Source organism: Ktedonospora formicarum (genome assembly GCF_016587355.1).
GTDB classification, from domain to species: Bacteria; Chloroflexota; Ktedonobacteria; order Ktedonobacterales; family Ktedonobacteraceae; genus Ktedonobacter; species Ktedonobacter formicarum.
In genome coordinates, this window is sequence record NZ_BNJF01000002.1 from 894,924 (window position 1) to 908,302 (window position 13,379).

General features: G+C 49.4%; 12 protein-coding genes. 8 read left to right on the forward strand and 4 right to left on the reverse strand.

The window, feature by feature from the left end; translation table 11 throughout:
- Window positions 1–183: 183 nt before the first annotated feature.
- The gene (locus tag K3T82_RS22760) at window positions 184–780 is read right to left on the reverse strand and encodes a TetR/AcrR family transcriptional regulator (RefSeq protein WP_220195846.1); all 597 of its coding nucleotides are present in this window, start codon (window positions 778–780) and stop codon (window positions 184–186) included.
- Window positions 781–1,003: 223 nt separating this feature from the next.
- Between K3T82_RS22760 and K3T82_RS22765 the strand changes: the two genes are divergently transcribed.
- A complete protein-coding gene (locus tag K3T82_RS22765) occupies window positions 1,004–1,891 on the forward strand; it encodes a tetratricopeptide repeat protein (protein WP_220195847.1) in 888 nt (295 codons plus the stop codon).
- Between the two features lie 21 nt (window positions 1,892–1,912).
- On the opposite strand, the gene K3T82_RS22770 is transcribed toward K3T82_RS22765, so the two are convergent.
- Window positions 1,913–2,449 (reverse strand): PLD nuclease N-terminal domain-containing protein, encoded by a 537-nt coding sequence (locus K3T82_RS22770; RefSeq protein ID WP_236031455.1) that lies wholly within the window; start codon window positions 2,447–2,449, stop codon window positions 1,913–1,915.
- Between the two features lie 135 nt (window positions 2,450–2,584).
- Window positions 2,585–2,917 carry a PLD nuclease N-terminal domain-containing protein gene (locus K3T82_RS22775; RefSeq protein ID WP_220195848.1) on the reverse strand — a complete coding sequence of 111 codons (333 nt, stop codon included), beginning with the start codon at window positions 2,915–2,917 and terminating at the stop codon, window positions 2,585–2,587.
- A gap of 324 nt (window positions 2,918–3,241) precedes the next feature.
- Between K3T82_RS22775 and K3T82_RS22780 the strand changes: the two genes are divergently transcribed.
- From K3T82_RS22780 to K3T82_RS22800, 5 genes are all read left to right on the forward strand, one after another.
- Window positions 3,242–4,156 (forward strand): DUF4097 family beta strand repeat-containing protein, encoded by a 915-nt coding sequence (locus K3T82_RS22780; protein ID WP_220195849.1) that lies wholly within the window; start codon window positions 3,242–3,244, stop codon window positions 4,154–4,156.
- 346 nt (window positions 4,157–4,502) lie between these two features.
- Entirely contained in the window at window positions 4,503–5,723 is a 1,221-nt protein-coding gene (locus K3T82_RS22785) for a 6-phosphofructokinase (protein ID WP_220195850.1), read from the forward strand.
- Between the two features lie 261 nt (window positions 5,724–5,984).
- A complete protein-coding gene (locus tag K3T82_RS22790) occupies window positions 5,985–7,280 on the forward strand; it encodes a phospholipase D-like domain-containing protein (protein ID WP_220195851.1) in 1,296 nt (431 codons plus the stop codon).
- A gap of 96 nt (window positions 7,281–7,376) precedes the next feature.
- The gene (locus K3T82_RS22795; protein ID WP_220195852.1) at window positions 7,377–8,339 is read left to right on the forward strand and encodes a D-alanyl-D-alanine carboxypeptidase family protein; all 963 of its coding nucleotides are present in this window, start codon (window positions 7,377–7,379) and stop codon (window positions 8,337–8,339) included.
- 118 nt (window positions 8,340–8,457) lie between these two features.
- Window positions 8,458–8,991 (forward strand): GNAT family N-acetyltransferase, encoded by a 534-nt coding sequence (locus K3T82_RS22800; RefSeq protein WP_220195853.1) that lies wholly within the window; start codon window positions 8,458–8,460, stop codon window positions 8,989–8,991.
- A gap of 112 nt (window positions 8,992–9,103) precedes the next feature.
- Here K3T82_RS22800 and K3T82_RS22805 read toward each other — a convergent pair whose 3' ends face one another.
- Window positions 9,104–10,111: an alpha/beta hydrolase gene (locus K3T82_RS22805; RefSeq protein ID WP_220195854.1), complete on the reverse strand. Its 1,008-nt coding sequence runs from the start codon at window positions 10,109–10,111 to the stop codon at window positions 9,104–9,106.
- A 271-nt stretch (window positions 10,112–10,382) separates the two neighbouring features.
- Here K3T82_RS22805 and K3T82_RS22810 point away from each other — a divergent pair, with 271 nt between their 5' ends.
- Complete coding sequence (locus K3T82_RS22810) at window positions 10,383–11,993, forward strand: penicillin-binding transpeptidase domain-containing protein (protein ID WP_220195855.1); 1,611 nt, start codon at window positions 10,383–10,385, stop codon at window positions 11,991–11,993.
- Between the two features lie 190 nt (window positions 11,994–12,183).
- Window positions 12,184–13,323, forward strand: coding sequence for an enolase C-terminal domain-like protein (locus K3T82_RS22815; RefSeq protein ID WP_220195856.1), 1,140 nt, complete (start codon window positions 12,184–12,186; stop codon window positions 13,321–13,323).
- Window positions 13,324–13,379 lie beyond the last annotated feature (56 nt).

A 13,379-nucleotide genomic window follows, 5' to 3' on the forward strand; every position in this document is an offset into this window, starting at 1 on the left:
TTAGGTAAGGGGGAGTGTTTCGGTCCTGTTTCGTGTTTAGCGCAGTACGCGCCCCTTCTCTAGTCACTATATCTTAGCGCTAAAGGGCGAAGGAAAGCAACCATTCATACCGAATGGATAGAGGTGTCGACGGCGGATAGTGGATGGCACAGGCCAAAGCAATATGCCTGCATACGGCTATGGCTAGGCTGGAAGTGCACTGGGGGCAATGCGCGTAATGCCATCGAGGATGACTGACAGAATATCGTTCGCCATGCGGTCCAGTGGAATTGCACTTTCTTCCTGGCTCCACTCAATGGCTGCTCCGAAGACGGCCCAGCCTGCGATGCGGGCGATGGTCTCTACTGGTACGCGCGTATAGGGTCTAGCATCTTGATTAAGCCAGGTTAATAGAAGGGCGGTTAGTTCTTCATGCATGGCTCGCTCAATCAGGGGAGCGATTGTGGGTGTGAGTCGTTTCTGATGATTATACTTGTGCTCAAAGTAGTCTAGCATGGTGGTAATGAGAAGATAGAGTGTTTCTCGTTTCCATTGAGATGTTGGTGGGATCGCACTCGCGATATGGATTTGAAAGTCTTCACGGATGAATTCATCAATCATGGTGTATTTGTCTGTGAAGTGGAGATAGAAGGTGCCACGGCTGACGTTGGCGCGCTCGGTAATATCCTGGATGCTTGTCGCGGTAAAACCTTTCTCGCGGACAATATCCTTGAAAGATTGTATTAATGCCTGACGAGTGCGCTGGATACGCCTGTCTCCCTTTCTGATCGTGGTTGCCATTACCTGATCCCTTTGCCTTTCATTTGCCAACACCCTGAATGTGTTTATTATGAGCTGATAACTTGTTCCTTATTCCTGAACACTTTCGCATATCTGTTTAATATTGAACAGAACGTGTGATTTGCGCATTGTTTGGCAGTATGTTGAACCCTACTATTATAGAACAAACAAGCTCGAACAAACAGGCGATTTGAGCTTGCGATTGTTATAGAAAGGGAATACAATGCCAGCTATCCTACCTACTTCCGAAGAACTTGCATATTGCTATACCACCGCCAATGATGCGCTCAGCGAGATAGCACGCACCTACTTTATGTCTGGACGCCTGGAAGATGCCCAGCGTCTACTTGGGACCGCGCTTCCTCTGCTAGAGGCTCGCGAGGCAACTCTTCAGCAGCGTCTCAAACTCCTGCATCTTTATGGGCAAGTGCTTGTCGTCGATCATTTGCTCAAGCGAGGAGATCCCAACGAGCTACTCTCGATTTGCCAGCAGGCAATGCAAGCTGCTGAGGCAATAGGAGACAATCAGGGGATTGCGGATATGTTTAGTTTGCTCGGACAGGCGTATAATTTTGTGACCACAGTGGAGAGTTTGAAACGAGGTGAGTCACCCAATAGCACCAGGGCAGAGGGGAAATATGTTGAAGCCTTGAACTATCAGCAGCAGGCTCTGCAACTGCGCGAAGTGCTAGGTGATAAGCGAGGGATGAGCGAATCATATTTCCAGATTGGTCTGGTGTATGAGCGTTGGCAGGAGCACGATGTGGCTCAGGAGTATTACCACAAGGCGCGCTTGATTGCCGACGAGAATGGCTACATGTTTGAGAAGACTGAGCCCGCGCGCCATGTCGCCATCAATGCGCTAAGACTAGGCAACCTGGATCAGGCGTTAACCCTGGCTTTGGAAGCGTTGAAGCTACGCGAGGAGTCTGGCTTCAGACCCTATCTACCGCTCGATCACCTTCTTGTCAGGGATATGTACACGTTGCTAGGCGATGATACCAACGCGCGCTTGCATGAACGACGAGCCATAGAGCTTGCGGAAGAGATGGGACTTTTCACTCTTGTCTCTTCAATGCCCAATTTGCGCAATTATGTGAAAGGACAGTAGACAGAAAGGGATGCTATCTGGCTACTGTTGTTGCAGTGGCGGTTCGAAGTGATCGGGATAGGATGCACGCGGCTCTTCGTAGTGCTTCCAGGCGGTAGGCGAAGGATCTGTTAGGTGTGTGGGCTCATTAATAGTAGAATGATAGTCTTTCTGGCTTGTGCCCTCGCGTGGCTGAGCGTTTGGTTGTGAAGGGTGGTAGCCCTGCTGATATGGTGTCATGGGTGGCGGGAAGGTTGGGGCGTAAATCGGGGGGGATATTGAGCGCTCGGCCTTTCGGTGAGGAATAAATTCTGCGAAGTAGTAAACAATAGCTCCCATGATATGCGTGAAGAAGATTATTAAGCCCCAGATGAGTTTGGCATCATCCTTCAAACGGCGATTGTTAATGCAATCCGCAAGCATCCAGATCCAAAAAACAATTGATCCCATTGCCAGAAGAACCCCTACAAGGGACACAATACCGAAGATGGTTGCCGCGAACAAGGGATCTATCCACATTAACGGAAGGTTACCTGATATCCCTGGCAGAGCGTAAAGGATTTCTTTGTGTGACGTCATGTCTAGCTCCTCAATCCATGCTAAAGATCGGTTTAGATATCACAGTCCTGGACGCAGGCTTTAGCTCAATGCCTTCATATATCGCATAATGCCTCGATATCAAGCTATATAAAATTAGACAGCAACGGATAAGGTTTAGAGGTCGCGGTGCGGCTCTTCCTGTTCTTGCGAGACAAAATCTTCGGTGTCTGGTTCATGGTTATGCCCAGATAGCGAGAGATGCGGCAAATGGGGAAAAGGTGTTGAGGGCCTCTCGCTACGCGGGTAGTTGAGTGCCTTGTGTGTTGAGCGGCGGTGCTGGACATAGAAGAACGCGCCAATGCCTGGTACAAGCGCGACAAATGCGATCCAGCGTTTGCGACTAACAGGTTCAAGCGTTGTATCGCGAATGCAATCCAGTAAGACCCAGATCCAGAGAGCTACTGCTGTCCCTAGAATGATGTAGCCCATAACAGTGTCGCTTTGCATGTTTTGTGCTCCTTTGCTCCGCCTGGTGATGCTTGTTCTACTATACTCTATTTTGGTTCCGAGGGAAACTCAAAACTTGCTGAAGTGTGCTCATTTCTTTTCTCAGCCTTGCCAGGGATTGGTGATGGTTCAAAGATACATAATTATCGCAAAAATGGAAATAATCTGTAAATATTTGGCGATTTTGTGCAAAGTATATTGACTTTTTGAATTGTTGTATGGTAATATCATTCTGTGATGGTAATAAAAGCTAGTTTAATAATAAATTTTTAACACCTGCATATGAAAAGCTGATAGTTACATACGGAAAGGATTGGATAGCATATGGCGATGCAGACATTTCCCATTATGGGTAAGCAACCCTGGGTCTTTCTGGAGAATATTGAAGGGAATTTGACTGTGCTTCCATGGGAGCGCAGGGAAATTGCAGTCGAAACAGAGGAGCCAATCCAGGACATACGACAGGAAGGCGATACAATCCGTATTCAAGGCTATCGTAGCCATATTACGTTACGCGTACCCTTTATCCGTGTGATATTGAATCATTTGACGACCTCCATCTCTGCCTCGAGGCTGAGCGGGAATGTTCAGATGGAGAAGGTTGGAAGTGTCGAGTTGCGTCAGGTGAGCGGGAATGTCTACCTGGAAGAGACATATGGAAGTGTGCGCCTGGAAGAATTAAGAGAGCAGGCTCAGCTACATTTTGTGGGTGGTAGCCTGACTGCTATCAATGCTCCCTATGTGCGGGCCTGGGGTGCGGTTGGAGGAAGTGTCTTGGTCAGGAACGCGCGTTTGATTGATATTGATAATATCGGTGGTAGCCTCAATGCGCAAGATATCACGGAAAAGCTTCTCTGCAAGCATGTTGGAGGTAGCGCGGAGGTGACTGGTTGTCACCAGGCCGAGGTTGAGATAACTGCCGTTGGTGGTAGCGCGAATATTGACGGCGCGGCGAGTCTACACTCGATAGCAGTGGGTGGTAGCGCTAAGTTAGAGGGCCTCTTCGCGTTGGGAAACCTGCATAAAGTCGCGGCGGGTGGCAGCGCGATCCTAACCTTACCAGCGGAGAGTAATGTATCCGTAAAGGCTGTAGCGGGTGGCTCTGTAGGTGGTTCTGCCCTGAATAGAAGCTATAACCATATGGCGAATGTTGTATATGGTGATGGTCGAGCCTCTCTCTTTGTAACAGCAGGTGGAAGAGTCGCGCTAAATGGTGATATTCGCCCCACTCGCGGATAGGAAGTGCGATCAATTGCGAAAATGAAATAAAACATCTACCCTCCAACAGTTATTGGCCCTCGCTCCCCATATTATGAGGAGCAGGGCGCTTTCTTTTTGGGCAAGTGTGAAATTTGAGCTACAATAAAAGTGTGAGCTAGATTGGTAAAGACATAAGGGCTAGAGGAGCCATGGTGCGTAGTTCAGTTGTGGTAAGAGTGTGATATGCTGAAAACTCATGAAGATGTATTGACTCATATGGAGTTCGAAAATAGTATGTCGGGCTACATGTTACATAAGTGCACGCTAGGGCCGCATCGTGAGCGGCTAGCGGGCTCAGGTGCATGAATACCAAAGGAGGAAATCTATGCCTACCAGGGTTACAAGCCCTATTCGTTCACTGGGAGTATTGACTGGCGGTGGTGATGTGCCAGGGTTAAATTCCGCGATTAAAGCACTTGTATACCGTGCGGAAACAATGGGCATACGTGTTGTTGGTTTGCGTGCGGGCTGGGAAGGTATTACTCTGCTTGAGCGTGATCGTGGGCTAGAGAAGCTAACCTTTCGTGTCGATGATGCTAGCACATGGGATAACGGCTATGTGGTGCCGCTCAACAGGCTGAATACTCGCGACATTGATCGCCAGGGTGGCACTATCTTGCAGTCAACACGTACCAACCCTGCTCGTATGCGTGCGAAGGATCTACCAGATCGCCTGAAGGCATATGGGGAAGGGCATGAGCCAGAAGATCGGGTGGACCTGACCCAGGAGGTGCTCACTAATCTCCAGTTCCTTGAATTGGATGGTCTGGTTGTGATTGGAGGCGATGACACACTCAGCTATGGGGCTCACTTGGTCAAGCATGGTGTGCCTGTGTGGGGTATCCCTAAGACCATGGATAACGACGTGCCTGGTACCGACTACTGTATTGGCTTCCAGACCGCTGTCAGTCGCGCGACTGAGTTCATTAACCGTACCCGTTCAACGATTGGTTCTCATAGTCAGACCGCTCTCTTCCGCCTTTTTGGGCGTGACGCTGGCTTCACAGCCCTGGAAACAGCGATTGTGACCTGGGCTGATCGCGTGGTGATTCCTGAGGTGCCAGTAAATATTGATCGGCTTGCGGAACTGGTGGAGCATGATCGCCATAATCCACAGCATTACTCTATGGTCCTGCTTTCGGAGGGAGCTAATCTAGGCGTTCCTGTACCAGAGGTTGGACCCGCTGATGCCTATGGACATCGTAAGAAGGTTAATGTCGCAGAATTTTTGGCTGATGAATTGACGCAGCGCATCGCTGGCGTTCGCTTCCTGCCAATGGACCTGACATACATCTTGCGCAGTGGTGAGCCCGAGCCTTACGATAAGCATGCTGCCACCTTCTTCGCGAATCTCGTCATGAGTTTGGTTGAGCAGGGTGAGCATGGTGTAATGGCCGCGCATCGGGATGGAAAGTTTATCGTTACCGACATTCCGAGTAAACAGTTTGTCGCGCGTCGTGTCGATCCCGTCGATTATCACACAGAGCGCTATCGCCCTCGTTTTGAACACATAACAGGTGAGTATCGACCCCAGGTAAAGCTATAGGCGATGCGACAAAGCGGCACACTTGCTCAGGGATGAGTAGGTGTGCGTTCGCGCTCACTCTCTCAAGAATGCGTCAGAATAGAAGTCAACGAATGTATTGGATGATATGGAGCTAGAAGGCTGGATAAAACGTATGTAATATAGTGCCTGAGGCGGGTCGCTGGGTATAGGCTGAAGCATTCAAGTGTTTTTGTCGATAGAGGATATATTGAGATATATCAATAAAATATTTCGTTATATCGAGTGGAGGCAGGTGTATTTATGTCCAGCTTAAAAAAGGTATCTAGAGAACCAGAAAACATTCTCAAGCGCGTCACGCGCTGGCATTGGCGATCCTCGCTCTTTAAACTGGGGAAACGCGCGGGTATAGGCTTGCTATTGCTCCAATTTGTAACCGCCTTGCTGCTACTCATCGCATCTTCCTGGCGAAACCGTCGCCAACATGTAAAGGCTTTTCCCCATTTCCAGGTAGGCGAGGTGCGCCTGGGAGATAATGGCTTGCAACTCTATAGTTTTGGGCGTGAGCTATATGATGATATGTTGGAAGCCATTGACAGGGCACGTGAATGTATCTTTATTGAATCGTTTATCTGGAAGGATGATGAGGTTGGGCAGGAATTCAAGGAGCACCTTGCACGCAAAGCGGAGGAGGGGATAGAGGTCTATGTTATTTTTGATGGCTTTGGCAATCTCGTTGTGCCGCGCGAGTTCAAGCACTCATTTCATAAGAGTATCCACGTGCTCGAATATACAGCGATTCGGCGTCCCTGGTATGTCTTCGACCCACGTTACTACTCACTAGACCATCGCAAACTCCTGATCGTTGATGGTCGAATTGGTTTTATTGGTGGTTACAACATTGGTAGCTTGTATGCGACTGAGTGGCGAGACACACATCTGCGCATTACAGGGCCAGCCGCCGGACATCTGGCGAACTCTTTTATCTGGTTCTGGAATCGTAATAAGCCTCGCACGCAAGAGATACAGCGTCATTTTCCCACAGGCTTTAATCCCTTTATCGATCTCCATGAGAATAATGCTCTACGCCTCACTTTTCCCATTCGCGATATGTATATTGACGCTATCGACAAAGCCCAACGCTGCATTCTGCTAACAAATGCCTATTTCGTGCCGGATCATGCGCTGCTGGATGCGTTGAAGGCTGCGGTTCGGCGTGGTGTAGATGTACGGGTATTGGTTCCCTGGGTCTCTAATCATATCCTGACGGACTGGGTCTCGCATGGATATTTTCAGGAGTGCCTGGAGGCGGGTATACGCATCTTTAGTTATCGACATGCGATGCTGCACGCCAAGACATGTATGATTGACGACGAGTGGTCAACAATTGGTACTGCGAATCTGGACCGCTTGAGTTCTATTGGGAACTATGAGCTTAATGTCGAGATCTATAGCGAGGAACTGGCGTTGCAGATGCGGGAGTTATTTGAGTGCGACACCTCAGATACCTTTGAGCTTACGCTCGATGCCTGGCAGAGACGCCCGTGGTACACTAAGGCGAGCGAACGGATTCTGGCTCCCTGGCGTTTTATGATGTAGAAATAGATGGTAGAGCACTTGTTGAGATGAAAGATCTATATTATAGTGTAGCCAACATTTTCTCTTTAAAACAATTTTGAAGGATGCGGATAAGGTATGACAGGACGGCGTATTCTGGCTTTTATCCTCTTATTGCTGGCTTTACTTATTATTGTGGCGATTCCTGTAGGTCTCTTTACACCAGTAGGTAGTTCTGTTACCTCGTTATTTGCTGAGCCGACTCCTACGCCACGACCAGTCCTGACGGTACGCGGTACTCCGCCTGTCATCGGGAGCAAAATCGCTTATTTAATGGATAGCGATACGGGAAATATGCTGGCGAATATCAATGGACAGACACGTGTGCCCATGGCGAGCACAACCAAAGTTATGACGGCTATTCTGACAATTGATCGGGCCAACCTCAATCAAATTGTGACTGTCACGCAGAAGGACGTTGATGAGGCTGTGAAGAATAACGGTAGTAACGCGCAACTCGTCGTTGGGGACAAAATTCGCTTGAAAGATATGCTTTATGCTCTGATGCTGCCCTCTGGTGATGATGCGGCAATGGCTATCGCGGAGACGGTCGCAGGCTCCCAGGAGAAGTTTGTGGATTTGATGAACTCATACGCGAAACAGCTCAAACTTCAGAATACCCACTATATTAACGCCGACGGCTTGACTTACGTAGGCCCGGACGGCAAAGCTAACCCCAATCACTATACAACGGGTGAAGATCTGGTAAAGCTGGCGCGCTATGCTATGAGCAACCCACTCTTCGCGCAGATCGTTGAGTTACAGCGCTATATCCTTCCTGCGAGCGGTGAACACCATGCTTATGTGTGGGAGACGACGAATAATATGTTGAGCAGTTATGCCGGGTTGACTGGCATCAAGACCGGATTTACGGGTGAGGCTGGTTATTGTCTCGTCTTCTCCGCGTATAGCTCAGGTCATCGCCTCATCGGTGCGATCCTGGGAGCAAAGGATGATGTTGAGCGTGTCAAAGATGCCAAAGCGCTACTCGACTGGGGCTTTGCCCTACCAATGCTTCCGCCGCCTGCGCCCAAATCATAGAGATAAGCAAGCGGATAGTGTTTCTGGGTGCAAACGCTACTCCCATATTTGAAATGAGTGCTACCCCTGTTTTTGTACTTTATGTGGGAAAGACCTCTCTACGGACAAGGAGATAAGGATGAGTTCAAGCAACAAGTCACAGAGTGCCGTACGTATTGAGCCATGGGGTGAAGGGGACCTGGATATTTTGAAGAAGACGCTGGGTGACCCAGCGATGACCAGATTTGTTGGCGGCCCTGAAAGTGATGAGCAACTCATCAAGCGGCAAGCTAAATTCGAGCGGATAGCGGAAGAGGGGACAGGTCGCATGTTTAAGATAATTGATGTTGCTACAGGTGAGGCCGCTGGATCAGTTGGCTATTGGGATAGCATCCATAATGGCGAAGAGATCTATGAGGCGGGGTGGTTTGTAATCCCAGCATTCCAGGGAAAAGGTATCGCAGGCGCCGCGACTGCTCTGGCTATTGCCCGAGCCAGAGAAGATGGCAAGCATCGATTTCTTCATGCCTTCCCATCTGTTGAAAATCCACCATCAAATGCTCTCTGTCGTAAACTAGGGTTTACGCTGGTTGAGGAATGCGAGTTTGAATACCCTAAGGGTCACTTTATGCAATGCAATGACTGGCGATTTGATCTTCTTGCAGGTGATTAGTAGACTTCTCTGCAAGAAAGGTATTTTTAAGAAGAGGAGTTGCCGCTAGACCTGATAGAGTCTGATGGCAACTCCTCTTCTTTATGTGGATTAACCAGGGGCACTCGGTGTCTCATGCGTCATACCATCGATGTACTCTACTGGGTCTTGGCTCGCAAGTAGCGTTAACGAAGGTAGTGCTTGAAGAAGGTGAGCACGCGTTGAGTGTATTCGGCTGGATGCGCCCGGACTGCGCCAGTATGGCCTCCATTGGGGACAATCCACTCCTGCTTGGGCGAACCCGCAGCTTCAAAGAGCTGACGCTCGCCCGAGGGAGGGGTTGTTGTATTCTGGTCGTCGGCTGAATGAATGAGGAAGACTGCTCGGGGGCAATCTGGTGAATGACGTCAATGGGACGGGTGTCCGCGAGGTGTGCTCCGATAAGCTGATCGACCAGAGTTGGCTCATAGGGGAGCAGAGGTAGTGTGAGTGGTCCCAGCCTCATGTTGCCCATGCGCTGAATCTGGTCATGGCTATCAATCCAGACACTATCTGCGACTGTTGCCAGTATCGAAGGCTCGTGAGCCGCTGCCATAAGCGCTATGCCTGACCCCAGTGAATTGCCAACCAGTCCAAAATGTTTATTGCTTAGATCTGAGCGCCCTTTCAGATACTTGACCGCGCCAAGCACATCTTCAGGTTCACGCACGCCTAGTGTAATGCCCCAGCCCTCGCTTGCTCCACAGCCACGGCTATCATAGAGCAGAACGTTATAACCACCTCCAAATAAGATGCGTGCCGCTGGTAGCATATCGGTTCGGTTCGTCTTGAAGCCATGAACAAGGATAATGGTGGGGGCTTTGGGATTAGCGATAGCTAACCAACCAGAGAGTTTAATGCCGTCCGTAGAGGAAAAACTTACACTCTGTACAGGTATGCCAGCGGAAGAGGCAGGAGGTATCTGGCGATTGCTATTTGCCAACAACGTGTAGCCACGCACCGCAGGGATTAATGCCCAGATGACAATGAGCGATATAAGTGGGGTCAGGATCAGCCAGCGCCATGAGAGGCGGCGTCTTGGTGTGGGTTGCTCGTGTTTAGGAGCTGGTGAGTGCATATGATGTAGAGTCTGTTCGGGCATGGTTCATATGTGCCTTTCTGAGTGCTTTGCTGAGCTGATTATCTCCTAGATTTGTAACCGGGGGCTGTAAGGTAGCTCACAGCGGAAGAGGCAAATGAGCAACATGCCATATAGCCGTAAAGAGAGAACTAAACCTGCCTGGCGTAGCTTCCTATGCCTTTCGCTATAAGTATCAGTTTTAGTATCTCTTTTCCTCTCCATTCCTGTGATTTGTTATGTTATGCTGGAAACATTGGTCAATAAAACTTGTATGCTTGCTGATAGGGAATATATGTATATTGAAAAACATATTCGGCGTTTAATGCAACTCTTTATGGTGATTTTTATTGCTACCAGTGCCGGACTGGTCTACTGGCAGGTGATAGTGGCGAACCAGGTGACGGCGAATGATCGTAACCAGCGTCGGTGTCTTTCGTATAATATGCCTGAGCGTGGGCGCATCTTCGACCGCAATGGGGTCCTGCTGGCTGATTCACGCCCAGATCCGAATGCCTGCGGTGGCTATGTGCGCCATTATTATGAACCTTCGCTTGCTGGCCTGATTGGATACTATCCAGGCCCCAATTTCCCATCGCTTGGTCTGGAGGCTGCTTATGACGACTACTTATCTGGTCTTATTGGTCTGACTTCGCTGGATAATCAGGTGAATAAGACGCTCCATCGTGCGCCAGTTGGAGATGATCTCTATCTTAGCATTGATGTGCGTATACAGCGGCTAGTGGCACAGCATTTTAAAGATCCTATACACATCGATAGCTATAATACTTTTTCGACCAATCGTGGTTCGATAATTGTTATGGACCCTCAGACTGGTCAGACGCTTGCTATGCTAAGTAGCCCAGGTTATGATCCGAATAAGATGGTGCAGACACTATCAAAAAACGACCAGAGTTATTTCGAACGGATGACGGGAGACGCAAATCAACCACTCCTCTTCCGCCCAACGCAGGGGCTTTATGCGCCCGGATCAACCTATAAGACGATGACGCTTCTGGCGGGCATTGATTCTGGTACTACATCCCTGGAACGTGTCTATGACCCTTTGTATACGCATGGCCCTGTCGTGCTGGGACAGCATACTCTCGAGCGTCACTTGAGCAATCTCGACCCCTTTACAAAGGATTACCATGTCTCGACTAACTACGGCTTTGCACATTCAGATAATATTCTCTTTGCCAAGATAGGGGTCGACATGGGAGTCGACAAATGGCTGGAGTACAACAAGCGCTTTTATGTTGGTCAGAGCATTCCTTTTGATCTGCCAATCGCCAAGAGCAGTGTTACCAGACCTGATGGCACGCTTGAAGAGAATATGCTGGTTGATAATGTCTTTGGTCAGGGAGTTGACTTTACTACACCTATGCAGATCGAAATGATTAACAACATTGCTGCTAACAATGGTCAGCTTATGCAACCATCACTCGTTAGCAAGATTGCTTCTCGCGATGGTAGCCCTGTGCAAACTTTTGAGCCTCGGAAATTGGGTGAGCAACAAGTTAGCCAGCAGGCTGCCCGCGACACACGTAAGGCCATGTTCGGTGTAGATCAGTGTGGTTCCGGTTCATTAGATGGTGTTGACCTCAACAAATCACCGTGGAACATTATTGCCAAAACTGGAAGCGCGGAGTTAGGAGGTGGCAAGCCTGCCCATAGCTGGCTGATGACCCAAGCTCCCTATGACTGGCAACATCCGGAGAAGCTTCCTGCACTGAGTATTCTTGCGATGAAGGAAAATGGCGGTGAGGGCGGTTACGCGGTTGGCCCTATAGTTGCCTCCATTTATAACGATATCTTTAACAAGGGTTATGTCAAAGCTGATCGCCCTATATCTGCCTCTTCAAGCTACTGCTGTACCGCGAAGCTATTGCAGATTGGTTGTTAGAGGTTTGTGAACAAATGAGATGAAGCAGAAAAGGGATGAGCAAAGAGCCCATCCCTTTCAAATGTAATCATCTTGAGGTGATGACGGGTCGCTTTCGCCATTTGATGCCCTGGCAGGCAGTGTTCTATACTAAACATATTGCTCGAAACCTCTTTTGACAATATTCGATATGTAACAAGGGAGATACATTATGGGAAGCTCGCGCATTGTGGCTATCGAGTGGGGAACATTGGAGGGGAAGCGCCCGCGTCTGGTGGGGAGTAATGCCCGGCTAGGCCCTCATGGAGATACTATTCGTTTGCCTCTTGCTCGCCTGACTACAGAAGATGGACAGAGTGGTATTGGGCTTTGTATTACCAATGAAGAGAAGGCTTCAGCCCTGTTAGGGAGAAGCTTTGATGACGTTTTTGACCTGAAACAGGGGACCGCGATTCCCTGGCTGGCGTTCGATTATGCCTTATGGGATCTGGCGGGTAAACGCAAGCAGAAGCCGGTGTATCTTCTGGCTGCGGCGGTGAATGAAATGACGGTTGAGGAGCCTTTAAGTGTCCCATGTTACGATACCTCGCTGTACCTGGATGACCTGAACCTGACCAATGACGAAGAGGCGGCTCATCTTATAGCTAGCGAAGCGGCTGAGGGATATAAGCTTGGGCACCGTGCCTTCAAAATTAAGATTGGTCGAGGTGCGCGCCATATGCCATTGGAGCAGGGCATCCAGCGCGATATTGCCGTCATTCATGCTGTTCGTAAAGAGATTGGCCCCGATCTACCTATTATGCTAGACGCGAACAATGGATACAATTTGAACATTACCAAGCGCATTTTGCGGGAGACTGCTTCCGACCGTATATTCTGGATTGAGGAGCCATTCCATGAAGATGCCATCCTGTACGAAGATCTACGCGAATGGCTTGAGGCGCAGCAGTTGACGACGTTTATTAGTGATGGCGAGGGTGCGGCTGATCCTCATCTATTGGAGTGGGCTCGTATTGGTCTGGTGGATGTTGTACAATACGACATTTTCAGCCATGGCTTCACTTCCTGGTTGGCTACTGGTCGTGAGCTTGATCGTTGGGGAGCGCGCATGGCTCCTCATCACTATGGCACTCACTATGGTAACTATGTCGCCGCCCATCTGGCGGGCGCGATCCGAGGTTTTGTCTATCTGGAATGGGACGAGGCAACGACTCCCGGTTTAAGCGCGCCGGGTTATAAGCTGGTAGAGGGTCGGGTAAGCGTGCCATCCGTACCGGGTTTTGGTATCACAGTAGATGAAGCTGTCTTCACGCAAGCAATAGCTGAAAGCGGCTTTGCTCTGCGCTTGTGATTGTACTCTATAAAAGTTAAGTGGAAAGAGCAGGGAACCTCTCGCGAAAGAGGTTC

What these genes read in the sequence shown, in the direction of transcription:
- K3T82_RS22760 (WP_220195846.1), bottom strand. Translation starts at nt 780, where the DNA reads ATGGCAACCACGATCAGAAAGGGAGACAGGCGTATCCAGCGCACTCGT.
- K3T82_RS22765 (WP_220195847.1), top strand. Translation starts at nt 1,004, where the DNA reads ATGCCAGCTATCCTACCTACTTCCGAAGAACTTGCATATTGCTATACC.
- K3T82_RS22770 (WP_236031455.1), bottom strand. Translation starts at nt 2,449, where the DNA reads ATGACGTCACACAAAGAAATCCTTTACGCTCTGCCAGGGATATCAGGT.
- K3T82_RS22775 (WP_220195848.1), bottom strand. Translation starts at nt 2,917, where the DNA reads ATGCAAAGCGACACTGTTATGGGCTACATCATTCTAGGGACAGCAGTA.
- K3T82_RS22780 (WP_220195849.1), top strand. Translation starts at nt 3,242, where the DNA reads ATGGCGATGCAGACATTTCCCATTATGGGTAAGCAACCCTGGGTCTTT.
- K3T82_RS22785 (WP_220195850.1), top strand. Translation starts at nt 4,503, where the DNA reads ATGCCTACCAGGGTTACAAGCCCTATTCGTTCACTGGGAGTATTGACT.
- K3T82_RS22790 (WP_220195851.1), top strand. Translation starts at nt 5,985, where the DNA reads ATGTCCAGCTTAAAAAAGGTATCTAGAGAACCAGAAAACATTCTCAAG.
- K3T82_RS22795 (WP_220195852.1), top strand. Translation starts at nt 7,377, where the DNA reads ATGACAGGACGGCGTATTCTGGCTTTTATCCTCTTATTGCTGGCTTTA.
- K3T82_RS22800 (WP_220195853.1), top strand. Translation starts at nt 8,458, where the DNA reads ATGAGTTCAAGCAACAAGTCACAGAGTGCCGTACGTATTGAGCCATGG.
- K3T82_RS22805 (WP_220195854.1), bottom strand. Translation starts at nt 10,111, where the DNA reads ATGCCCGAACAGACTCTACATCATATGCACTCACCAGCTCCTAAACAC.
- K3T82_RS22810 (WP_220195855.1), top strand. Translation starts at nt 10,383, where the DNA reads ATGTATATTGAAAAACATATTCGGCGTTTAATGCAACTCTTTATGGTG.
- K3T82_RS22815 (WP_220195856.1), top strand. Translation starts at nt 12,184, where the DNA reads ATGGGAAGCTCGCGCATTGTGGCTATCGAGTGGGGAACATTGGAGGGG.